22 protein-coding genes and 1 pseudogene are annotated in these 22,047 nt (G+C 49.2%); 4 read left to right on the top strand and 19 right to left on the bottom strand.

The features are described 5' to 3' along the window. Positions 1–3 precede the first annotated feature (3 nt). Genes JJQ72_RS02625 through JJQ72_RS02615 form a run of 3 tightly spaced genes read right to left on the bottom strand, consistent with a single transcriptional unit; the run spans position 4 to position 3,009 of the window. A complete protein-coding gene (locus JJQ72_RS02625) occupies positions 4–1,311 on the bottom strand; it encodes an opine metallophore biosynthesis dehydrogenase (protein ID WP_208202671.1) in 1,308 nt (435 codons plus the stop codon). Continuing rightward, positions 1,298–2,143 (bottom strand): nicotianamine synthase family protein, encoded by an 846-nt coding sequence (locus JJQ72_RS02620; protein ID WP_208202670.1) that lies wholly within the window; start codon positions 2,141–2,143, stop codon positions 1,298–1,300. The genes JJQ72_RS02625 and JJQ72_RS02620 overlap by 14 nt, the downstream gene beginning before the upstream one ends. Positions 2,144–2,178: 35 nt before the next feature. Further along, positions 2,179–3,009, bottom strand: coding sequence for a histidine racemase CntK family protein (locus JJQ72_RS02615; protein ID WP_208202669.1), 831 nt, complete (start codon positions 3,007–3,009; stop codon positions 2,179–2,181). A 281-nt stretch (positions 3,010–3,290) separates the two neighbouring features. On the opposite strand from JJQ72_RS02615, the gene JJQ72_RS02610 reads away from it, so the two are divergent. Beyond that, positions 3,291–4,121, top strand: a complete 831-nt coding sequence (locus JJQ72_RS02610) for a serine/threonine protein kinase (RefSeq protein WP_208202668.1) — start codon at positions 3,291–3,293, stop codon at positions 4,119–4,121. A gap of 113 nt (positions 4,122–4,234) precedes the next feature. Further along, on the top strand, positions 4,235–4,444 hold the full coding sequence (locus tag JJQ72_RS02605) for a hypothetical protein (protein ID WP_138225888.1): 210 nt from the start codon (positions 4,235–4,237) through the stop codon (positions 4,442–4,444). Between the two features lie 253 nt (positions 4,445–4,697). On the opposite strand, the gene JJQ72_RS02600 is transcribed toward JJQ72_RS02605, so the two are convergent. The 13 genes and pseudogenes from JJQ72_RS02600 to JJQ72_RS02540 all read right to left on the bottom strand — a co-directional run bounded on the left by JJQ72_RS02600 (position 4,698) and on the right by JJQ72_RS02540 (position 15,941). Further along, on the bottom strand, positions 4,698–5,522 hold the full coding sequence (locus JJQ72_RS02600) for a DUF368 domain-containing protein (protein WP_208202857.1): 825 nt from the start codon (positions 5,520–5,522) through the stop codon (positions 4,698–4,700). Between the two features lie 126 nt (positions 5,523–5,648). Next, entirely contained in the window at positions 5,649–5,993 is a 345-nt protein-coding gene (locus JJQ72_RS02595) for an EamA family transporter (RefSeq protein ID WP_208202667.1), read from the bottom strand. Continuing rightward, positions 5,977–6,327 carry a DUF2304 domain-containing protein gene (locus JJQ72_RS02590; RefSeq protein WP_208202856.1) on the bottom strand — a complete coding sequence of 117 codons (351 nt, stop codon included), beginning with the start codon at positions 6,325–6,327 and terminating at the stop codon, positions 5,977–5,979. The genes JJQ72_RS02595 and JJQ72_RS02590 overlap by 17 nt, the downstream gene beginning before the upstream one ends. 5 nt (positions 6,328–6,332) lie before the next feature. Continuing rightward, complete coding sequence (locus JJQ72_RS02585; protein WP_138225890.1) at positions 6,333–7,034, bottom strand: glycosyltransferase family 2 protein; 702 nt, start codon at positions 7,032–7,034, stop codon at positions 6,333–6,335. Beyond that, positions 6,997–8,322: an ArnT family glycosyltransferase gene (locus tag JJQ72_RS02580; protein WP_208202666.1), complete on the bottom strand. Its 1,326-nt coding sequence runs from the start codon at positions 8,320–8,322 to the stop codon at positions 6,997–6,999. The genes JJQ72_RS02585 and JJQ72_RS02580 overlap by 38 nt, the downstream gene beginning before the upstream one ends. 160 nt (positions 8,323–8,482) lie before the next feature. After that, positions 8,483–9,211 carry an amino acid ABC transporter ATP-binding protein gene (locus JJQ72_RS02575; protein ID WP_138225892.1) on the bottom strand — a complete coding sequence of 243 codons (729 nt, stop codon included), beginning with the start codon at positions 9,209–9,211 and terminating at the stop codon, positions 8,483–8,485. Beyond that, complete coding sequence (locus JJQ72_RS02570) at positions 9,204–10,628, bottom strand: amino acid ABC transporter substrate-binding protein/permease (RefSeq protein ID WP_481856817.1); 1,425 nt, start codon at positions 10,626–10,628, stop codon at positions 9,204–9,206. Before JJQ72_RS02570 ends, JJQ72_RS02575 begins: the two co-directional genes overlap by 8 nt. A gap of 212 nt (positions 10,629–10,840) precedes the next feature. Beyond that, positions 10,841–11,950: a hemolysin family protein gene (locus JJQ72_RS02565; protein WP_208202664.1), complete on the bottom strand. Its 1,110-nt coding sequence runs from the start codon at positions 11,948–11,950 to the stop codon at positions 10,841–10,843. Between the two features lie 81 nt (positions 11,951–12,031). Next, on the bottom strand, positions 12,032–13,345 hold the full coding sequence (locus JJQ72_RS02560) for a hemolysin family protein (protein ID WP_138225895.1): 1,314 nt from the start codon (positions 13,343–13,345) through the stop codon (positions 12,032–12,034). Positions 13,346–13,698: 353 nt separating this feature from the next. Further along, on the bottom strand, positions 13,699–13,893 hold the full coding sequence (locus tag JJQ72_RS02555; RefSeq protein WP_138225896.1) for a hypothetical protein: 195 nt from the start codon (positions 13,891–13,893) through the stop codon (positions 13,699–13,701). Positions 13,894–13,933: 40 nt separating this feature from the next. Then, positions 13,934–15,112 (bottom strand): GNAT family N-acetyltransferase, encoded by a 1,179-nt coding sequence (locus JJQ72_RS02550; RefSeq protein ID WP_208202663.1) that lies wholly within the window; start codon positions 15,110–15,112, stop codon positions 13,934–13,936. 130 nt (positions 15,113–15,242) lie between these two features. Beyond that, positions 15,243–15,398, bottom strand: a pseudogene (locus JJQ72_RS02545) (excalibur calcium-binding domain-containing protein); the annotation flags it as partial. A 6-nt stretch (positions 15,399–15,404) separates the two neighbouring features. Continuing rightward, complete coding sequence (locus JJQ72_RS02540; RefSeq protein ID WP_208202662.1) at positions 15,405–15,941, bottom strand: hypothetical protein; 537 nt, start codon at positions 15,939–15,941, stop codon at positions 15,405–15,407. 93 nt (positions 15,942–16,034) lie between these two features. Here JJQ72_RS02540 and JJQ72_RS02535 point away from each other — a divergent pair, with 93 nt between their 5' ends. Further along, positions 16,035–16,949, top strand: a complete 915-nt coding sequence (locus JJQ72_RS02535) for a phosphatidate cytidylyltransferase (RefSeq protein ID WP_208202661.1) — start codon at positions 16,035–16,037, stop codon at positions 16,947–16,949. Between the two features lie 59 nt (positions 16,950–17,008). Here JJQ72_RS02535 and JJQ72_RS02530 read toward each other — a convergent pair whose 3' ends face one another. The 3 genes from JJQ72_RS02530 to JJQ72_RS02520 form a co-directional block, all read right to left on the bottom strand. Next, on the bottom strand, positions 17,009–18,904 hold the full coding sequence (locus tag JJQ72_RS02530) for a methyl-accepting chemotaxis protein (protein WP_208202660.1): 1,896 nt from the start codon (positions 18,902–18,904) through the stop codon (positions 17,009–17,011). 275 nt (positions 18,905–19,179) lie between these two features. Continuing rightward, positions 19,180–19,599: a universal stress protein gene (locus JJQ72_RS02525; protein ID WP_138225901.1), complete on the bottom strand. Its 420-nt coding sequence runs from the start codon at positions 19,597–19,599 to the stop codon at positions 19,180–19,182. 21 nt (positions 19,600–19,620) lie between these two features. Further along, positions 19,621–21,087 carry a SulP family inorganic anion transporter gene (locus tag JJQ72_RS02520; RefSeq protein ID WP_138225902.1) on the bottom strand — a complete coding sequence of 489 codons (1,467 nt, stop codon included), beginning with the start codon at positions 21,085–21,087 and terminating at the stop codon, positions 19,621–19,623. 175 nt (positions 21,088–21,262) lie between these two features. Between JJQ72_RS02520 and JJQ72_RS02515 the strand changes: the two genes are divergently transcribed. Next, positions 21,263–21,805 (top strand): recombinase family protein, encoded by a 543-nt coding sequence (locus JJQ72_RS02515; protein ID WP_138225903.1) that lies wholly within the window; start codon positions 21,263–21,265, stop codon positions 21,803–21,805. Positions 21,806–22,047: the final 242 nt, after the last annotated feature.

Here is a 22,047-nt window from a genome sequence, read left to right as displayed (position 1 = left end):
TGCCTAAGCTTTGCTGGTTTCAGTTATTAAATCCTGGCAGATGCTATTGATATCCTCTTGAAAGCTCTGAACATTAAACCCGCCTGAGAGCGGGAAGGCTTCATTTGCTGAAGCGGATTGGATCAGCCAGCGTTCATATGTAGCAATAAAATGATCCGCGGCAGGACAAGGGATTTCCAGATGCCTGGCCATTCCCTGAATGATCTTGATGCGGTAATAATCCTCTTTGGGCATTCTGGGAATATCCAGCTCACCCTCTTTGTTCACATACACAGGACGGATGGGAACAGCAGAGAAATCATAATATCGTCCGTTCTCGTCAGGCTCTGAGAAAGGATCAATCAGTAACGACACATAGCGCACATACAGTAAATATTGCTGGTGAATCGGCTCCAGAGCAGGAAATTGCTCAATATCCTGTCTGCTGAGGCTCTCGGGGCGTACCGGATAATTATCATCGGTCATAAATTGCAGTAGATTCATGCCGGATAAGCCGAGCTTCGATAAGAGCCCCTCAATCTCATGCCAATACGCAAGCATTCCTGATATCAGATCCTGGGTGATCGGTCCTTCCGGAAACATTTTGTACACATATCTCTGCGGCTGGGGCTTCTCAAAAATAGCAGAAAGCGCAACATCATTCATGAACAGCGGCGGATGGACAATTAACGAAAGATTGCGAGTTTCCGCTTCCAGCGGTGAAGACAGCCGAACCAAATCCACCCCCAGATTGCGATACATCTCTGTTAGATGAGGTATGATCACAGAATTGGAGTCTGTGGAGCTGATATACAGTCTCTTCTTCACTGCAGCGGTCAGAACCTGATGTCCCGGCGATCCGCTTTCCCAGCGGGTATCCCCAAGGTAGGTGGAGAAGCTGATAATCTCAGCCGCACTTCCACTGCTCCGTACATAACGCTGAACCAGTCGGTTGGAGCCAAAGGTTGGCGACAGCAGCACGATGGTTGTCAGCGAGCTCAGCACCTGCGGTGGAATTTGCTTCAGCACCTGAAGGTAAGCGTCTGTAGTCACCGACAGGATGAGCATATCCCACGTTCCCGTAATGGTCTCATAGCCCTGAAACACTTGATCCAGGCAGCATTCTCCGGCTAATCGGCGGTGAGCTGGATTCTGTACCTTTACCGCAATGCATGAAGAGCTTGCCTTTAGAGATGCATAAAAGCCTTCAGACCGCAGCGACATCCTCCCGGCAATACCGGTGATGACATGTCCAGCATGCTTCATCATGACGGCCAGCTGAATGGAGGCGGGGCCTGTTCCTGCAATCAAGACGCGGTTAACATGATCCATGGAATTCTCCACGCGCTGAGCTGAATGCGGTGACAGCTGCGCTTTTCCGGTACAATGCCGTCTCAAACACCTGACCCGGCTGACGAACCTGCTCCGAGAGCGTCCATAGCGCCGGACTGACTTCCAGCAGCGGGTAATTAAATAATGATTTCAATCCGTTGCCATACCGCATGGCGATGATCACATCGGGATTCGTTAGATCATGAAGCTGCTGCAGAAGATCAAACTTCTCCGGAATCGTAGACGCAAATATAATGTGCGTGGCCTCCCGGGTGAAGCTGAGCTGATCCACGGTAAGCTGCTCGATCTGGATTTCTCTGCACTCCAGCTTTTGCAGCACCTGCACAGCAAGGCGGTTGGCTTCAGCATCGATGTCAATGCCGACTACCTGTGCACCTGTCCGCCGCTGAATCAATAAAGGAGTCATCGGAAAGGCACCAGAACCGATCATTAGCACCTTGGAATGCTTGTTCATGCCAGCACCTTGAAACTCTGCTTCAATACAGTCTTCAATGTTATGAAAGTAGTCTGCAATATCAGGACGGTTTTCCAGCCAGGCTCTTGCCCGATGCTTCTCCATGGCCCATACACAATGACAAGCTTCCTGCCGCAAATCTTCCGCCAGCTCTTTGAAATGCTTCGTTTGCTCAGGCATGGCGCTCCAGGCGGCCTCGTGTTCTGGATGAACGATAAACGCAGTATACTGCCCGATCGTCTCCTCCATCTCACTATAGCTTTGATCGTTAAGCTCGAAGGCCTTGTTCAATTGACGGAAGCGGGATAAAAAAGATTCCATTTGCTGCTGTAATGAGTCTTTTTCGACCGAAATCATATGGCGGATCTCCTTTCGTTGAACAGCTTGCCAGGTTAGATATACGCTGTTCCGGACGCAGAAATATGTACCTGCCCCTGAATGGCCAGGCGGGTAATTTGCCGATTTTCAATCTGAGCCCAAACGTCCATGGTTCCTCCAGGCTGCTTGATCTGAGTATGTATATGACGCTGTTGTTGCCTTGCAAGCCAGGCGCCTATCGCAGCGGCTCCCGAGCCGCAGCCCCGCTCCCACACCAGGCTATTGGCAGCCGGGATGTATACGAGCGGCTCCATCTCCTGCGTATCCGGGCAGTAAAGCATAATCCCGACGGCCTGCTCATCGCAGGTGGCTGCTAAAGACTGTACTGCCTGTTCGGCAATAGATCGTAAATTCACTTCTCCAGGGGCAACCTCAAGGATCGCGTGGCAAATACCAGGGTAGCGAACCAGGGCAGCAGAAATCGTGAGTGCTGATTCACGAAGCAACAGAACTGATGGCTCGATACTTAACGGCGGCGGCAGCTCCAGCCTGCAGGTATATCCGGGAGCCGCATCTGCCGTAACCCTGCACGATAGCAGCTGATCTGCACCAGACACCTCCAGCGGAATGTCAAGACTGCGCCCCAGCGGCAGATTCCATTTCCATGCCATCACCGCTGCCAGTGACATGGCCGCATTGCCGCAAAATTCTCCGGACATCATCTGCAGTCTGGCCCAGGCCTCCTGACCTTCAGCTTGCTCAATAAATCCGACCTGCTCTGCAAAAACATGATCATAGGACATCATGCGCTGTGCCACTTGTCCGTAATCCTCGCGGCCGTGACGGCTCTCTACGAGGATCGTCATATTCTGGGTGGGATTCGTCTTAATAAACTTGACCTCCATTTCTACCTCTTTCCCCCCTATTCCCCGTATAAATATATTCGTCGCTGCCTAAGATAGTAATCTTTACGATTAACAATAACTATAATGACAGTGATTACCATTGTCAATCATCATTTTCTGAAAAATATTAAAAAACAGCGGAGCCGATTTCAAATCAGCTTCGCTGTTCTATTATTTTACCGATATAGATTCCGAGACTATTGTTTCTCCGATGAGCCATGCTTTACACTGTAAGAAATGTCGTCAGCTTCGTCAGTACACTTGAACAAGGAGCAGAATGTATGCGTTTATTTCACAGAATGCGGGAGTTTATGATGGCCTGGAGAGATTACCCCCTGCAGCCTGGAAGTATGCTCCACGAACGATATCAGGTCATGTCTCTGCTTGGAGAAGGCAGCTATGGCTTGACCTATCTTTGTCACGATCAGGATTCCGGTAATCAAGTCGCCGTCAAGCAAAGCCGCCGCAGCAAGGGATCATCCTCACGCCTTCTGCTTCAGCGGGAGGCCCGGATGCTGCGGCTGCTGCATCACCCGCGGATTCCAGCTTATCTGGATTGCTTCCAAGCAGAACGCTGCGATTTTATGGTCATGACATATTTGGAAGGCAGGACACTGGAGGAGCTCATCTTTGAGCAGGGGCATACATACGGAGAAGCCGAATGCTTCGCCTTGGCTCAGCAGCTATTGGAGCTGGCTGTTCACGTTCATGATTGCGGCTTTATACATCTGGATCTGCGAATTCCGAACGTGATCATTCAGGGGGATGAGCTGTATCTTATTGATTTCGGGTTAAGCCGCCAGGTGGGAGAAGAACTGCCCTCCATCCATCAGAAGCACCGGCCTGCCTTCTGGCGAAAGCCTGCTGCTGCAACCGGCATCAAGGTGGCTGATGAGACAAGCGATTTAGAGGACATCGGTCATTTCATGCTGTTCATGCTTTACTCGTCTTACGAGCCGGAAAACGGCATAACCGCTCAGGAGTGCAGCTGGAGAGAAGAATTAGACCTTTCAACTCAAATGAGGCAGTTCCTTGACTCCCTCTTTGGGCATTCTCACCCTTTTTCTAATTCTAGGGAAGCGTTAGCGGCAATTCGACAGCGGCAGTCATAGTTTGACGTTGAAAGCAGCAGCTTGATTATGATACGATGTTAGAAATTTAAGGTAATTATGACTGGTCATTATCCTTTATTCCTGCTATTCACTCGAAAGTGAGGCTGAAACAGATGTTAAGAAAAATGTTTGACAAGCTTCTTCACTCTGCATCCCACAGCCGGGGCAAACGCCACTACAGCAGCTCCGATCAACGCTACAAGAAGCGTTACAGCAGCAGCTACGGTCATGCCCGGAGAAAGAGCTCTTCCTCCGATTACAAGCGTAGACATGGCAGTATGGGACACGGATACTACAAAAGCCGCAAGTACAGCTCCAGCTGATCACAGGCACCAGCATATTGACGAAAGGGGCTGTCCCAAAGTAGTTTCTTGTTTAACGAGACAGCTCACTTGAGTGAGATCTGAAGCAAAAAATAAAGACATGGTGGAGTCAGGGAGGGTATCCCAGCACCGCCATGTCTTTATTTTGGTCTATTGCGACCTTCTTCAACAACAAACGAGGCCATCCCGCAAGACCCTAAATCTCTTGGAACAGCCTCTTTATTCAGATGATGAGTCCGCACAAGATTAGAAGCTAGCTTTTCTGCACTCTCTTGGAGGAGCCAAAGTATATCGCAATGCCGGCTCCCGCCAGGAAAGTAAGAAGGCAAATCACTATGGAGCCAAAGCCTGCCGGAACACCCGGGAATATGACGAGTACCGAACCGGCGATCAGGCCGATCATGACCGCATACATCATGTTTGGAAAAGCAGACATCAAATACCGAATCCCTTTACTGCTGAAATAAAAGCCTGCCAGCACACCGGCTCCGATCACAGCAATGACCGGTACATCCAGGTTAGACAGTGCATTAATGGCTGTTGGGTATACCCCAACCATCAACAGCATAAAGGAGCCGCTGACACCCGGAAGCAGCATGGCCATGCTGGCCAGCCAGCCGGCAAAGAACATGCCGATGCCATTCACGACGTTGAGGTCAATCAGCACCCCGCCCTCTTTGTCACCCTGGATGAAGCCAAGCAAGGCCATCAGCAGAATACATACAATTAAAACCCCGATGTGCGGACCTGTAAAATTCCGTTTGACCTCCGCCAGCCGAATGAGCATTGGAAGTACCCCGAGAATCAGTCCCGTAAAGAAAAATTGAGTGGGTGCGTAGTGATGCTCCAGCAAGTATTCAATCAATCGGCTCAACGATCCGATTGCGAGCACCATCCCGATGCCCAGCGGGATCAGAAAGCTCCACTGACGCTTCCAGTCTTTACTGAATATGCCGCTGATTGCTTCTAACAAACGCTCGTATATACCGAGTACTACGGCCAGAGTGCCGCCGCTGACCCCCGGTATCAGATCGGTGGTTCCCATCACAAAGCCGCGATAAAGATTTCTCCATTCCATCATGTTCTCTCTACACCTCATTAACAATATCCGAAATAAAAGTTCTGTTTTTGAAATATTCAGCAACTAAGTCTATCATATTTCTGCATTTTTTACGAACGAAGAGCGAATGGTTACGTGGCTTGTTTATTTGACTATGAAATAAGCACCGGTGATGATGAGGGCGATCCCGATCAGCTTCGAGAAGCTCATGGTTTCATGAAACAGGAAGAACGCCGGAATTAATGCCAGCACATAAGCGATGCTTTGCAGAGGATAAGCAATGCTCAGCGGCAGCCGTGAAAGCACAGCAAACCAGATCACCGTTGCGGCGCCATAGAGCACGAGACCGCTCCAAACATATATGGACGTAAACAGCTTCATCCACTGCAAGCCGCCGCTGCTCTCCAATCCCAGCTTGAACAATATCTGGCCCGATACTAGCAGCATGATATTCAGGAATAACAGCCCGTAGCTAATGAATATGCTCATTGTGAGATGCTTTCTCTCCTTTCATGATGGCAATCTCCTGCGTAAGTCGGAGCACCTGAGCGCTCAGCTTTGTAATGACTAGCGTCAAGTGGAGAATCAATACAAAGCAGAACAGCAGTCCAAACAGAAATAAAAGCGCTGGCGCATATTCAATCTGCAGAAATGAAGCCAGCCGCTCTACTCCCTGTACATTTACAGATATGATGAGCAGCGTGAAGCCCATCAGAATCCATAGTAAGGAATATTGCTCTTTTAGCCTTCGTCTTCGGACCAGTTCAATGATCATGACGAGGAATATAATGGAAAACATTACGGAAAGAATATATACATTCATCACAGCTATGCTTTTCCCTCCCGGTAGCGGACTGCGCTCATCAGCACAGATAATGTGACCTTGACCATATAGTACGCAGACTTCAGCGGGGTAATGGAGGACTTGCCGGTCTCCCGCGCCCGCATTTCAGCTTTAACCTCCATCAGTCGGCAATGCTTGCGGGTCAAATACACGATCGACTCTACCTCAGGATAATCCATCGGATAGTACTCGGCATATAAGTCAATGACCTTCGCTCCGGCAGCACGAAAGCCGCTTGTCGTGTCAGTAAAGCGCTGCCGGGTCACGAGACTGACCAATCGAGAAAAAAAGGTAATTCCCACTTTTCGCATTACGGACGACTTATATGAGGTTTTTTCCAGAAAACGTGAACCGATGACCAGATCACAGTCGCGAACCTTGCTTAGCAGCCGAGGCAGATCAGCTGCAGCGTGCTGACCGTCCGCATCCATCTGCACGGCCACGTCGTATCCGTGCTTCTTGGCATACATGTAGCCGGTTTGCATGCCGCCGCCAATGCCTACATTAAAGGGCAATGTCAGTACTTTGGCTCCTGCCTCCATAGCCACTTGTGCTGTCCGATCTCTGGAACCGTCATTTACAACAAGAATATCGGCAGACGGCATATGATTACGAATGTCCTGGATGACGTAGGGGACACTACTCTCTTCATTGTAAGCCGGAATGATGACGAGTACCTTGAGCATGTGCAGACTCCTCCTTGTTCGTTTCCGGCTTGTTCGTAATCGCTCCGTATAATTGCATGAATGCATATCCACTAAAGAGGATAAACACAATACTCGTTGGATAGCCGTATCTTGACATTGCGACAAAAGGAAGATGAATGAGCGTAAAGTATATCAGGAGCAGCAATAACGGGAGCATGGACTTCCCTACTTTTCGAACAGAAGCCCATACGATACCGGCTAACCCCGTATACACAATAACCTGCTGCATGATTTGAACGAAAGGCTTCGGAATCGAAAATAGATCCTTGAGATAGAAAGGCACCAGATACAAAGCTTCGAAACGACCGATACTGTAATGGTACAAATAAGTCAAAGGCTGAACAGTAAAGCCATATTTTAAAATATCCATTCCTTTTTGAATAGCGGCAGCATCTGAACCCTCAAATACCGTCTTGGGATCATACTGCGGATAGGCTGTAAAAAAGCCAGCAGGCGGCAGCTCATATGAAATCATGGTCCCCAGTAGAAAGGGACTTCCGGCAGAGCTGGTGAATAAGATAAACTCACCGAAGGTCACCAGGTTACGAATCCACCATGGTATGAGCAGCAGGATATAGCTTCCTATAACGACTAGCGTGAAACGAACAATCTCTTTAAGAGTATAGCGATGGGCAAGCCAAATGAACAGCAGCATACAAGGAAATAGAGACGCCTGCGGCTTGAAATAAGCGGCGGCGGCTGTAAGCAAGCCGACAGCGAGGTACCAACGTATCTTTTTGGTATGAACGGCTGTAATCATGGCACATAGAAGCATTAGAATAAGGGTTCGAAAGCTGGACTCTGTTAAGATGGAGCCTGATGTAAAATAATCCGGTATGTATAGCGCAGCAATCATGACTCCAAGCATAGCCACTTTGTGATGGCTGAAGGTATACCTGGACAAGAGATAAATAAGGACTATGGATGCTGCTTGCAGCACGGACTGAAATACTCGGAAGGCTGTGACGCCGCCCTGCTCCTGCCCGAAGACAGCCATAAATCCGCTCAATAATAGCGGAAGACCCGGCATGATGAAGGCCGACGGGGCTTCTCCCGAATTGTAGACGAGTGTACCTTCATTCAGCAGCACCCTTGCCGTATGTATGTATTTAACGTCATCATTGTTCAGCTTCTCGGGATCTCCCAGAAACAGTCCATTTCCATGATACAGTACGACAACCACGGAAATGAGAAAAACGGCAAGAACGACAGGATATAGCTGCTTCTTGACGCGGTCTTCTTGCAAATAGCTGTATAACAATTTCACGCCCTCCATCCTATTAATAGGTATATGAAAACAATGACCTCATCAAATAGTAATTCAATTTCCATTCATTTACAAGGGATAAACACAGAAGTGATCTTCTACCTACGCACTATAAAAAAGCCGGTCTTGACAAGCAGACCGGCTCCTTAAACATGATAGACTATAGTACCTTATCCAGGAAGCTGATCGTGCGCTCATGCTTGGGATTCCCGAATACGTCCTCCGGGGCTCCCTCCTCAACAATATACCCGCCATCCATAAAGATGACCCGGTCAGCCACTTCGCGGGCGAAGCCCATCTCATGTGTCACGATCATCATCGTCATTCCTTCACGGGCCAGATCGTTCATGACGCCGAGCACCTCGCCAACCATTTCAGGATCCAGCGCTGAGGTCGGCTCATCGAACAGCATAATATCCGGATTCATGGCAAGTGCACGCGCAATCGCGACCCGCTGCTTCTGACCCCCGGACAGCTGGCTTGGAAATGCTTCAGCCTTATCGGACAGGCCGACTCTGTCCAGCAGCCGTAAAGCCGTCTGTTTGGCTTCCGCCTCACTCTGCTTTCCCAGCTCGACGGGGGCAAACATAATATTCTTAAGAACATTAAAATGAGGAAACAGGTTGAAGTGCTGAAACACCATGCCGATGTTCTCGCGAACCTTATTGATGTCAGTCTTCGGGTCATTAATATTTTTCTGATCAATGATCACTTTGCCGCCGGTCATCTCGTCCAGTCGATTAATACAACGCAGAAAGGTGCTTTTGCCGGAGCCTGACGGGCCGATGACACAGACGACCTCTCCTTCATGGACTTTCATATCAATACCCTTGAGCACCTCGTTATTGCCAAAGCTTTTCTTCAAGCCTTCTACGATAATTTTAGCCATGCTGCCCCACCTTTCTTTCCAGACGGTTGGCGATCTTGATTAATACTGTGATGACGATAAAATACATCAGCGCGACCATCAGCCAGATATCGAAGGATGCAAAGGTTCTGGCAATGATGATTTTCCCGGATTGCGTCAGCTCTACCAGGCCAATGACAGACAGAATGGATGTATCCTTCAAGGTGATGACGAACTGATTGATAAACGACGGAATCATGACCTTGATCGCTTGTGGAATGATAATCTTGAACATAGCTTTGCGGTAAGGAATTCCCAAGGAGCGTGCCGCTTCCATCTGTCCCCGGTCAATGGATTGAATACCGCCGCGGATGATCTCAGTCACATAAGCGCCTGCGTTCAGGGTCAGCGTCAGCACGGCTGCAAGAAACAGCGGCATGGTAAAACCGAACGCCTGCGGAATGCCAAAGTAAATGAAGAACGCAAGCACGATCAGCGGAATTCCGCGGAAGACATCCACGAACACGGTCGCTATCCCCCGCAGCCATGCATTTCTGCTCACCTTCATGAAGCCGAAGATCAGGCCTATAATGAATGCAAAGAACAAGGAAATGAAGGTGTACAAGATCGTTTTGCCCATACCTTCAAGCAAAGGCAGGAAGGAAGCTTGTAGCAGCTCCATGCGGGTGAGTGGAGCCTTGCCTACGGCATTCTCACCAAGATATTTTTCCAAAATCTCTTCATGAGCTCCTGTGGCCTTCAGGTTCGTCAGTCCGGCATTGAATTTCTGCAGCAGCTCCTGGTTCTCACCTTTGCGCACCGCAAAGCCATATGAAGCTCCCGGTTCAGGCTCTGTAACCAGCTTAAGCCCGATGTTTTGCTGTTCACCGTAAGCCAGTACCGCATGATCATCGAAGCAGGCTGCTGAATTCCCGGTTTTGACGTCCTCATACATCAGGGCGGATTCGTCAAAAGGAACGAGAGTAAATCCATATTGAGACGCAATGGATTCCGCGAAGGAGTATCCCTCTGTGCCGGTTTTGACAGCGACCTTTTTGCCACGAAGATCCTCATAGCTCTTGATCTCTTCGTTATCCTTGTCGATGCCCATAACGACGCCAGAATCATAGTATCCTTCGGAGAAATCGAATTTCTGCTTCCGTTCCTCCGTTATGCTCATTCCGGCAATCACACCGTCTACCTGATTGGCCTCCAGCGCCTGTACAGCAGCATTGAAGCCCATAGGCCGGATTTCGTACTGGAAATTCTGGTCCTCCGCAATCGCCTGGATCAAATCCATATCGATGCCGACAAAATCGCCATTGATGTCCTGGAATTCGAATGGAGCAAATGTAACATCCGTGCCAATGACATAAACCTTGCCCTCTGCCGGCTCTGCAGCAGCCGTCAAGCTCCCAGCCCCCCAGCTTGCCGCGATGAGCACGACCAGGGTCAGCATCAGATGGAGACTTCGAAGTAACCTCATGACAAACCTCCTCTATGTAAACAACTATTTAATTAGTTACCCACTTCGACCCTGTATCTAACATTTACTGTCAACTTATTGACATATGCCACTGCACACTAAGCTTATTTTGCACCAGAACGCGAAAAAAAACCGCTGAACAAGTCAGCGGCTTGTAATCCTAAGCTTCAGCTCTGTAACAGCTGTTATCTTACGGTGCGCGGTAACTCCTCGCGCATTTTCTTGACTACTGGACGCAGCGGAGGCTTCGGATTCATACCGACCTCATCCTGAATGTCACCGACGATTTCCTCCAGAATATCCTCCATTGTAACCATGCCAATCGTGGCTCCGCGACTGTCAACAACCGCCGCCATATGAATCCGATCCTTCTGCATGGTGCTCAGGATGTCCTGAATCAGAGCATCCTCCGGATACTCCGGCATATCGTAGATGAACTCATTCATCACAAACGCTCTTCCCGCCGCCAGATGTGTCAGAATCTCTTTCGTGTTGATCACTCCCTTGTAGTGACCAGGCTGCCCGGAATCCTCCACCGGATAGCGGGTGTAAACGTAGCTGTCCAGGCTCTGCAAAATCTCTTCAACCGATGCATTCTCAGGCACGGTCACGATTCTCGATTTCGGAATCATAATATCCTGAACCTTCCGCTCATCGAAGGAAAAAATATTTTTGAGATAATCCAGCTCCGTTTGGTTGATCTCGCCGCCCTCATAGCTTTGCGTGACAATCAGCCGGATCTCCTCCTCCGAGTGAGCGGTATCATGACCGGCCGGCTTGACACCGAACAGCTTCAGCAGCAGCTGCGCCGAGCCATTTAAGGCATAGATAAACGGATACATCAGCTTTCCGAATCCGTACAGCGGCGGCGCGAGCAGCAAGGTCATGCGTTCGGCATATTGAATCGCCAGCGTTTTGGGAGCCAGTTCCCCGATGACGACATGCAGAAACGTAATGACCGAGAGTGCGATCGCATAAGAGAGCACTGTGGATAATGCTTCCGGTACCTCAAAGCGTTCGAACAACGGGTGCAGCATTCTCTCAACGGTTGGCTCACCCAAGGCACCGAGCACGAGAGCAGTAATCGTAATCCCCAGCTGACAAGCTGACAGGTAGTAATCCAGATCCTGCGTCACCTTTTTTGCTGTGAGCGCCTTCTTGTTGCCTTCGGCAATCAATTGATCAATTCGAGTCATGCGAACCTTCAGGATCGCGAATTCAGCCCCTACAAAGAACGCTGTAAGACCAATAAATACGGCCACCAAAAATAAGTTTAAGGCTATTGTCCCGTCCAATCATTTCCCTCTAGTGGAGAGGGTTCACCTCCGTTAAAATACAAGTTAGGATATAAGTCTGGCCGTCGGCCCAGTCAGCGTTTACTCAGTCCCCGGCTCCGGCAGCTTCATCATCACTTGCTTGATTTGATAATTTTCGGTCTCCATGACGGTCCAGATGATATTATGCTGTTCAATGACATCACCAGGCTCTACCGTTTCCCCTTTACGGTACTGAATCCAGCCGCCAAGGGTATCCATAATTTCATCCTCTTCAAATACCAAGCCGAACTGCTTCTCCAGATCGTCCAGCAGCACTCTGCCCTGAATCAAATACTGGTTCTCGCCAGACTGCACGATATCCTCAATTTCATCCTCGTCGAATTCATCCCGGATCTCCCCGACGATTTCCTCCAGGATGTCCTCCATCGTCAGGATGCCTGCCGTTCCGCCGTATTCGTCGATAACGAGGGCCATGTGCACCTTCTCCTGCTGCATTTTCAGCATCGCATCCTGAATTCGGGTGGATTCGAATACCATTGGCAGGTCGCGGATGAAATCAGACAGCTTCGGATTTTTGCCCGAAACAATAAATGGCAGCATTTTCTTAACATTGACCATCCCGATGATCCGGTCCTTATCTCCTTCTTCGGAGATCGGATAGCGAGAGTATTTGAATTCATCCAAAACCTCGATAATTTCTTGCTGCGACATGGATTTATCGAGAGAGATCATTTCCGTACGCGGAATCATGATGTCCTTGGTCACCCGCTCATCAAAAGAAAATACATTTTCCATGTAAGCCAGCTTCGTTTCCTCAATTTCACCGGCCTGATAGCTCTGGGTCATAATGATTTTGACCTCTTCCTCGGAATACACCTGCTCATGACCGGCCGGCTTGACGCCGAACCCGCGAAGAATAACTCGGGACGCGCCATTGAGTGCCCAGATAAACGGATACATGATCTTACCAAACCAATAGAGCGGCGGGGACAGCAGCAAAGACAGCTTCTCAGAGAATTGAATCGCGAGCGTCTTTGGCGCCATTTCACCGACCACCACATGCAGGAACGTAACGAGTATAAAAGCAATGGCATAAGACGCTACAGAAGAGTTGGCTTCGCTCATATTCAGCGCTTCAAATACAGGAAGCATAATTCGCTCTACCGCCGGTTTACCGAGTGCGCCGAGTCCCAGCGCGGTTACGGTGATGCCCAGCTGACACGCTGATAAGTAATAGTCCAGATCACTTGTCACTTTTTTGGCAAGAACGGCCTTCTTGTTTCCTTCTTCAATGAGCTGATCCAGCCTGGACGCACGAATCTTGACAACCGCAAATTCAGACGCCACAAAAAACGCCGTTAACAGAAGCAAAAGTGCAAGAATGATTAAGTTGATAATCGTAAGGATGTCCAATCCATCCCCTCGTAAAGAGGGATTCACCTCCGGTATAGTTCTTAATGAGTTGATTGTTACTTGTAACGCTGCTTACGTCCGCTTCGGGAGATCGTACTGCTGAGACTTCCAAAGCTCCCTGCAATGACCCATACCACTTAGATTTATATTAGCCAGCTTACATGCAAACAGAATCGCCTTCCCAATGACACGACCTCCCTCCCTTAAATTTAAAAACAAGTATATCACAAAGTAAACCCAACCATCCAGTTTCACGTTATGGTTTGGAATGTGCACAGGAAAGCGCTTCAAGGTTGAAGCGACCTGATCTAGCACAAAAACCGCGCAGGGCGCGGTTTTTATCAGTCATACGCTTAATCAAAAATCATCCAGATCGCGACAAAGGCAACAATGGAGAGCCCATAAATTACACTCAGCATGATGATGTTCGCTTTCGTCTTTTTCTCATACTTCGGATTGGATTTGCTGTTCTCCTGCGACATTCCGACCCACAGCGTGGCGATCAGACCGATGACGATTAATGAAATGACGACGATATACATCCACATGACGTTGACTTCCTTTCTGCAGCGTTCTAAGTATCATTCTTTAAAAAAAGTCCATCAGCATCGGCGGGCGGACCGGAATGGAAGCCTCCAGCCGCTGCAAGGCCGTCTCATCGCCCTGCAGTCTGCCGGAGCGAACCAGCTCCGCAGGCTTTACATAGCCCAGCAGCAGGGCGGTTAGTGCTCCAATGTCCAGATGAAGCTGGTCAGGACTTGAACCCTTGACGGCTTCTTCGACCTTCTGAACGATGATTCCGGTGTCAGCATTGCTTTGAATGTTCCACACTCCATCGTTCCAGAGCGCTGCCTCATCAGAGATGTGAAGTGTCCATCCTTGGCCGGTAATATGATGCAGCGGATATGATCTCAGAAAAGCCTCTACATCCACAATCCTCGCCATGAAATAAGGAAAACGCTCCTGATGAATTCGGGGATCAGGCAGCATGAACGGCAGCCGATCATCTCCCGGCACCATAGTCAGAGTCACTTCTTCAATCCGAGCGTCATGGTTGGAGATATACGTCCATAGAGCGCTTCGAGCCTGTTCATGTAAGAACACGAACTCGCTGCATATCAGCTCTTTATCCTTCAGCTCGTAAAAAATATATCCCTGCGGCTCACCGTCCTCTGCATAGTAAACGGCGGTATGGGCTTGGTCTTTAAGCACGGAATGCTTCCACCACTCGGTTGTGCGCACCAGTGTACCGTTGTAGCGTTCAGCAAATGCCTCATAGAGAGAGCTTAGCAGATTTATATCTGCAGCTCCGCGAACAATCCGCCCCGGAACGGAGGACTTGGGGGGAAGCTGATGCATCTGAAGCTTGTAGGTTAAGGTATCCGTATATACCTCCCAGCCAAATTTGCGGTAAAAAGGAATGGAGAACGGGTGAAGAAACGAAATGGCCTGTCCTTCTGCTCTCATATGCTGAAGGGCATGCTTGAGCAGCTTAGCGACATGTCCTTTGCGCCGATTCTCCGGCCAGGTAGCTACACCGGCAATGCCGCCCATGCTGAACTTCTGGTTGTGCAAATAAATCTGAAAGGGCAAGATGGTCAACTTCGCCTGCAGCTTCCCCTCCTCAAAGCATCCCCAGAACTGTTCTGGCCGGAACAGCTCTCGTTTCTTATCCTTCTGCTCTTTAGTTAATGTGTACTGAAAAGCATACTCCGACAAAGAGATGCTGTCCTCAAACTCATCCATGCTTAGGTTTCTCATTTCCATAGAGATCGTGCTCCTTTCCATGCTGCTGTCTGACAACATTGTCTACGCTTTCCCATGTCTCTGTCAAACATGAAAAAAACTGCACCGTGTCAGCCTAAAGGCTCCCCGTTGCAGTTTACGCTAGGCCCTATTATTTCTCGCAAGCAATCCCGTCTTTGTCACGGTCCTTCTTGTCATTCGCTTCATATAATGCTGCAGATACAAACGGCTTGTATTTCGTCTTGCCGCCCTTGTTCTGAATCCCTGCTTTTTTGGCGACGCCGCCTTTGTACACCTTGTTCAGCTCCTATTATCAAGGTTCATAATGGCAGAGCTTGCCCTCGTAAATGAGCGTCAGTTGGCTGCATTTTCGAAAATCGTCCGGTGTCACCAAAGCCGGCAGCTTGTCCCACAGCTTGATGCCCGAGCGCTGCAAGATTTCGGCTACAAACTGAGAGCAGAAGTAAGAGTTGCTGAATTCAACCGGTTCCTGAAGAGCAATGCCGATGACACCTAATATATTGTAGAGAAACTTCTTCTGGCTGCGGATGAAGATGTGCAGGACACGCTTCATTTTCTCAATTTCCCGCTCACTGACCTTTAGCTCATAAATGACACAGGTAGTATCCGGGAATTTACTGAAGGTGCCTGTCGCAACGTCCTCCTTGACGAACCCGCCGTGCAGCGGATTTCGCGGATGCTTACGTCCAAAGCTGTACATTTCTGATAATTCACGGTTAAATGAAATGGATGCGTGGTTATAAGGTGCTCTCGTATAGCTTTGAATGAGCTGTGTGAACAAGGTCCCTGTATTACTGAGCATAATATAGACCGATGATGGTGAAGCCATAGTAAATTACCCCTTATCATTGAACAACTATTGCTTCATAATAACATAGGATTCTATTCTTGAAATCATTTCATAGACAAGTTGGTGATGGTGTTGAACAGCAGCGCTTCTACTTTAATTGTAATCCTGGCAGGCCTTTTGCTCGTACATATTCTGTTTCTTATTCTCGGTCGGCTCCAGCCGGACCGTGATTACTCTCGTATCGGTCATCGTATTAATACCTGGTGGGGCATGTTCTTTGTCTTCTGTCTGGCCGCGCTATTAAATCCGGTGGTTTCCCTGCTTTCTCTGATGGCCTTGTCGTTCTTCGCTTTAAAAGAATATTTCTCCATGATCCGCACTCGAAAGCATGATCGGCGGATTTTTCTGTGGGCGTATCTATCGATCCCGGTTCAATTTTATTGGATCTATATAGGCTGGTATGGCATGTTTATTGTGTTTATCCCGGTCTATGTGTTTCTGTTTCTGCCTCTTCCCCGTTTGATCAACAAGGGTACGCTCGGTTTCCTGCGCAGTGTCAGCTCGACCCAATGGGGGCTGATGCTGATGGTGTTCGGCCTGAGCCATCTGGCTTATTTCCAGGTAGCCACCCCGCAATACGGGGCCGGCCTGGTTCTGTTTCTGGTCATCCTGACGCAGCTCAATGATGTGGTTCACGAGATCTCCTCCATTTATCTGGGCAAACGCCGGATTGTACCGACTGCCAATCCGCTGCTGACCTGGGAGGGCTTTGTCTGTAGCTTTCTGGCTACAGCCGCCGCGGCTGTATTCCTGACTCCATACCTGACGCCCTTTGATCTTAAGTTCGGTGTCATATCCGGGATGCTGATCAGCCTTGGCGGATTCTTTGGCAGCCTAACCGTCTCTGTATTAAAGCGTGATTTGCTCATTGGCGATGATGAACGCTTTGAAGCGTTGAAGAAAAGCTACCTGAGCCGCGTCGATAGCCTGGCTTATACCTCTCCCGTCTTTCTGCATTTCACACGCTACTTTTTTGACTTTATGTAGGTGGAGTATAAACAGGCCCTGTCATAAGCGACAGGGCCTGTTTAACTATTCATTTTAGACTACGCATTACGATCTAATACAAATTGAGAGGAGCTGTCATCCAGCTCTTCTGCGATTCGCTTCACGTGATCGGCCTGCTGCATAGTCTGCTCGACGGCTGCCGACTGCTTGGCGGCTTCCTGCTTCATATCCTTGCCGCTTTCAGAAGATTTCAAAGCGATCTGCGAAACCTCTTCCAGTGCGGCACTGATCTCCTCGGTTCCTGCCGACATTTGCTCTGCAGCTTGAGAGATTTCGGAAATTTGAGAGGATACTGCACCAGCCGATTCTATCAGCTCTTCAAAAATCAGGCTGGTCTTCTGCATCATATTCACGCCGACTTCAATCTCGTGAGAGTTGCTTTGAATCGATGAAGCCGTTTGCTCTACCGAATCCTGAATGTCGGTAATCAGCGCGGTAATCTGCTCTGCGGAGGTTCTCGACTGCTCCGACAGCTTGCGGATTTCCGAAGCGACGACGGCAAAGCCCCGTCCGTGTTCTCCCGCTCTCGCGGCCTCAATACTGGCATTCAGCGCAAGCATCTGGGTCTGAGAAGCTACACCCTGCACAACCGAGGCCATTTCACCAATATGCGCGGAGTGCTCATTGAGCTTCAAGATCGCTTCCTGGGCAAGCTGTGCCGCCTGATTGACTTCGTTCATTTGCCCTACTGCGGCTTTCAGAGAACGTCCCCCTTGCTTGGCCCCTTGATTCATGAACAGCGCCGCCTGGTTTACCGTTCCCGCAGCTTCAGCCACTTTTGTCACGGATTCAGCCAGCTCCTCCATCGCCCGGGCACTTTCACGCAGAGCCTGAGACTGATTCTGAGTGCCCTTCACGGTGTCATTGAGAGATTTCGATAGAGACTCCGTAACCTCACTCGTTTCTAGAGCGGACTGGTGCAGCTGCAACGAGCTGGCATTCAGCTGCTGTGTGCTTTGCTTGACCCGTGTCATTAGCTGCTCCAGATGATGAATAAAGCGATTAATTTCATTAGCCAGCCCGGCAAGCTCGTCCTGTCCCTTCACGCGGATTCGATATGTCAGATCCGCCTGGCCGGAATTTAAATTTTGGGCAGCGAACAGCAGCTGCTGCAGCTTTTTCCCGATAATATAACGGTTTAATATGTAAATGAGCACCAAAACCATGACGAACAGCACACTGAATTGCAGGAGCACGCTTTGCTTCTGCTTGGCAGCCATAAGGTCAGAGGCATCCTTTGAAAGTGCTACCCGGACCCCACCCCAGTGCTCGCCATCAATGTAGAGCGGATAAGAGATATCCCAGGTCTCCACCACTCTGCCGTCAATGACCCGAGGGTATTTCTGCAGCAGCACCTGGGATGTATCTGTGTTTGCCGCCGCAGCATAGCCGGTCTTGTCGTTAAATACCCGATTAGCCCGGTATTTCTGACTGAGTAATCCGGTATCTCCCCAGGGATCTAATGAAAGCTCGCCGGTTGGAGAATATGTCGTGTTGTGAGTCGCTATATAGCCGGCCGCCTCCGGATTATCCGAATACGCAGCCGGAATTGCAAACACAACCGAGCTGTCTACAAGGAAGCTGTCAATAACAGACTGCCATTTGTCATCAGTATAAGCATCATATTCACTACTATACTTTAGCTCATATTGCCACAGCGGAATCTCACTCCCGTCATGCAGCAACTGAAGCTTGTTCATGGCATCCGGCTCATTCTCCATTCTTTTGCGGGCAGCTTCTTCACTTTCAGGGAGTACAGACAGCTGATCATTGAAGAGCCGAGTTCTCAACTCCTGTCCGGTATACGCTTGCCCGTTGCTTAACGTGACTCCATTTCTAAGATCATCCTCCGTTAAAGACTGAAGCGTCTGCGCTAAAGATTTGGCAAGCGCACTTCCCTTATCCAGCAGCTGCTGCTCCACATCCTTCTCCATTCGATCCCATTGCCTCATGACAAAGAGAAACATAACCAATAACAGTGCGACGGCCATCACGAGAATAAATTTTGCACTTAACGTATGTAGCCAGCGAATGGTAATACTCTCCTCTCTTTTTCTACAATATTCTACAATGTACTTCTATTCACATTCTAAACCTTTGTGATTCATGTTACAAGCGGACATTTTATTAAAGTAACATGGTAAAGCGATGTAGAAAAAGACCCTTTTCCTCTCATCCAGGAAAAAGGTCTTTACATGCTTATCTGTCCTTATTTAACAATCAGTACCGGACATTGAGCCCGCTTAACTACCTTATGACTAACGCTGCCAAGGACCATCTCCTGAAGAGCATTGAGGCCACGGCTGCCAATCACGACCAGGCTGGCTTTTTCTTTGTTGACATAATCTACAATGGCAGGCCCCGGCTCACCATGGAGCACCTTCACCTTGTACGTGATCTCTTCCTGCTGAAGCCACTCCTCCACGCTTGCTAGCTTCTTCCGGCGAAGCTGCTCTACCTCTACATGGCTCTGGGCATGAAGTATTTCGCTTTTGGCCTTGTCGAAGTCAGCGACCAGTACAACCTCCACGGTAGCGTTAGCCGAAGCTTTAGCCAGCTTGCCGGCTTCCTTCGCCGCTCGTAACGAATTCTGTGATCCGTCAGCAGCCAGTACAATACGTTCATACATGGAATATCACTCCTTGGTCCATTAATGTGCACTTCGGTTTGCTGCTTGAGGATCTTTGTATACCGCCAGCTTATCTACGATTTTTTGACTTGCTGAATTGAGGCCTTTGACAGTCACTTTATTGTCGTTCTCTTTGTATTTGATGACTACCCGGTCAATGGCTCCCACTGCGGAGTCATCCCACACATGGGCGTTGGAGAAATCAATGACAATATTCTGATTCTGTGCAGTCAAGTCAAACTTATGAACAAAGCTGTCAACGGATGCAAAGAACAGCTGACCCTCCACCTGAAAAATCGTACTGTGTTGCTGCTTCGATTCCGTAACCTTGATGCGCGAGATTTTGGAAACGAACAGAACGGCACTCAGAATGACCCCGGCAATAACGCCTTTGGACAGGTCATGGGTGGCAACGACAATAATAACAGTGACCAGCATGACTGCGGCATCGCCGCGCGGGGCCTTCACAACATATTTAAAGGAAGACCAGTCAAAGGTGCCGATGGATACCATGATCATGATTCCGGCAAGAACCGGCATCGGGATCTGAACCACATAATTGCCGAGCACGAGGATCAGGAACATCAGGAATGCACCTGCCACAAAAGTAGACAGCCTTCCTCGTCCGCCGGACTTCACATTAATGACCGATTGGCCAATCATTGCACAGCCGGCCATGCCGCCAAAGAAACCTGTTACAAAGTTTGCAATTCCCTGTCCCCGGGCTTCCCGGTTCTTGTTACTGCCTGTATCCGTCATATCATCTACGATTTGAGCGGTCAGCAAAGACTCCAGCAGCCCCACGATCGACAAGGCAATCGCATAAGGGAAAATAATCTGCAGCGTCTCCAGATTTAACGGAACATCGGGAAACAAAAAGGCAGGAAGCGACCGGTCGATATGTCCCAAATCGCCGACGGTTCCCAGGTTAGCACCAGACATCACCGCGATCACCGAGAGCAGGACGATTGCGATAAGTGGTGCCGGGATCGCTTTGAAGAAACGTGGCAGCACGTACACAATCAGCAGCGTCAAGCCGACAAATAAATACGTCATCATCGAGATATTCCAGAAATACGGTACCTGAGCCATGAATATCAGAATCGCCAGGGCGTTGACGAAGCCAATCATGACTGCTCGTGGGATGAACTTCATTAGCCTGGCTACCTTGAAGTAGCCAAGAAGAAACTGAATAATCCCTGTCAGGATTGTAGCGGCGAGCAAATAGTTCAGGCCATGGTCTTTCACGAGTGAAGCGATCACTAATGCCATCGCACCCGTAGCTGCGGATATCATTCCCGGACGGCCGCCTGCAAAGGATATGATGACAGCGATGATAAACGAAGCATACAGCCCCACCATCGGATCCACATTCGCAATTAAGGAAAAAGCAATGGCTTCCGGGATGAGCGCGAGCGCAACTACGATGCCGGAGAGCAGATCTCCCCTCACATTGCCGAACCATTCATTTCTTAATCTTTCGGACACTTGTATTCCACCTCATCCAATATATTGGCTTTTACGATTGATATAGGATATGATTACATCGTATTCAGCCTGTTCACAACCAACAGTTTATCACCGCTAGTCCCGAAATGGAACCTTTTTGGGGCTTTTATTTTTCATGAAGGATATACCGTGTTTTGCAGTAAGGAGCCTGGTTATGATTATTGGATATATGCGACCTTTTTATGAAGACCCCGAGTGTGAATGCCAGACAAAGCAGTTAACGGACCATGGCTGTCAGCATATCTATCAGGAGGAGCATGCCGCACCCAAGAGACGCACTGAGTTGGAGCGGATGATGGAGCAGCTGCAGCCGGGCGACACCGTCATCGTAACAAAGCTGTTCGTCTGGGCCGATTCAACCCGGCACCTGGTAGAGCTATTAGAGATGCTGGAGCAGAAGCAGGCGGTCTTATTATCCCTTCAAGAAGGAATTGAGACTGATCCTGCCTTAGCGTACCCGTTCCAGACCATTGCCAAGCATTTGGTGCAATTCCAAAGCGATGCCATGAGCGAGAATACGCGGCAAGGATTGCTGCAGGCGAAGGAAAAAGGCAATGCCCCCGGTCGGCCGCGTAAGCCGGATCAGAATGTACAGCGCGCGATTGAAATGTATCAGAGCAAAACATACTCGCTTGCCCAGATCAAAGATGAGACCGGCATCAGTAAATCAACGCTATACCGGTATTTGGAGCAGTGATGCTGATCTCCACGTACCTTCAATCCACCGTTCTTTTGCAGAGCCTTGGGATCTCGTGCCGGCTCTGAGGAGAACGGTGTTTGGGTTGTGCTCCTGATATTTTGCCGTTGTTATGTGCCCCCTTGGCGGGGTTCGAGCCTCCGTTGTGACGAATATCTAATGCTTTATTATTTTGAATTTTTCACATGTTGTAATTGTATAAATAGATACGATAATAGAGTCCTTCCCATGAAAAAAGCTGA

Origin of the sequence: Paenibacillus sp. F411, assembly GCF_017582705.1 — a bacterium.
GTDB classification, from domain to species: Bacteria; Bacillota; Bacilli; order Paenibacillales; family Paenibacillaceae; genus Paenibacillus_AQ; species Paenibacillus_AQ algicola.
The sequence above is the reverse complement of the archived record's forward strand: the minus strand, read 5'-3'. Positions and strand labels throughout refer to the sequence as shown.

Excerpts from the sequence above, each read along its gene's own strand:
- JJQ72_RS02555 (WP_138225896.1), bottom strand. The coding sequence starts at position 13,893 with ATGTGGATGTATATCGTCGTCATTTCATTAATCGTCATCGGTCTGATC.
- JJQ72_RS02600 (WP_208202857.1), bottom strand. The coding sequence starts at position 5,522 with ATGGAATGGAGAAATCTTTATCGCGGCTTTGTGATGGGAACCACCGAT.
- JJQ72_RS02625 (WP_208202671.1), bottom strand. The coding sequence starts at position 1,311 with ATGGATCATGTTAACCGCGTCTTGATTGCAGGAACAGGCCCCGCCTCC.
- JJQ72_RS02615 (WP_208202669.1), bottom strand. The coding sequence starts at position 3,009 with ATGGAGGTCAAGTTTATTAAGACGAATCCCACCCAGAATATGACGATC.
- JJQ72_RS02515 (WP_138225903.1), top strand. The coding sequence starts at position 21,263 with ATGATTATTGGATATATGCGACCTTTTTATGAAGACCCCGAGTGTGAA.
- JJQ72_RS02540 (WP_208202662.1), bottom strand. The coding sequence starts at position 15,941 with ATGGCTTCACCATCATCGGTCTATATTATGCTCAGTAATACAGGGACC.
- JJQ72_RS02570 (WP_481856817.1), bottom strand. The coding sequence starts at position 10,628 with ATGCTGACCCTGGTCGTGCTCATCGCGGCAAGCTGGGGGGCTGGGAGC.
- JJQ72_RS02610 (WP_208202668.1), top strand. The coding sequence starts at position 3,291 with ATGCGTTTATTTCACAGAATGCGGGAGTTTATGATGGCCTGGAGAGAT.
- JJQ72_RS02575 (WP_138225892.1), bottom strand. The coding sequence starts at position 9,211 with ATGGCTAAAATTATCGTAGAAGGCTTGAAGAAAAGCTTTGGCAATAAC.
- JJQ72_RS02525 (WP_138225901.1), bottom strand. The coding sequence starts at position 19,599 with ATGTATGAACGTATTGTACTGGCTGCTGACGGATCACAGAATTCGTTA.
- JJQ72_RS02550 (WP_208202663.1), bottom strand. The coding sequence starts at position 15,112 with ATGGAAATGAGAAACCTAAGCATGGATGAGTTTGAGGACAGCATCTCT.
- JJQ72_RS02585 (WP_138225890.1), bottom strand. The coding sequence starts at position 7,034 with ATGCTCAAGGTACTCGTCATCATTCCGGCTTACAATGAAGAGAGTAGT.
- JJQ72_RS02620 (WP_208202670.1), bottom strand. The coding sequence starts at position 2,143 with ATGATTTCGGTCGAAAAAGACTCATTACAGCAGCAAATGGAATCTTTT.
- JJQ72_RS02590 (WP_208202856.1), bottom strand. The coding sequence starts at position 6,327 with ATGAATGTATATATTCTTTCCGTAATGTTTTCCATTATATTCCTCGTC.
- JJQ72_RS02605 (WP_138225888.1), top strand. The coding sequence starts at position 4,235 with ATGTTAAGAAAAATGTTTGACAAGCTTCTTCACTCTGCATCCCACAGC.
- JJQ72_RS02595 (WP_208202667.1), bottom strand. The coding sequence starts at position 5,993 with ATGAGCATATTCATTAGCTACGGGCTGTTATTCCTGAATATCATGCTG.
- JJQ72_RS02530 (WP_208202660.1), bottom strand. The coding sequence starts at position 18,904 with ATGGAGAAGGATGTGGAGCAGCAGCTGCTGGATAAGGGAAGTGCGCTT.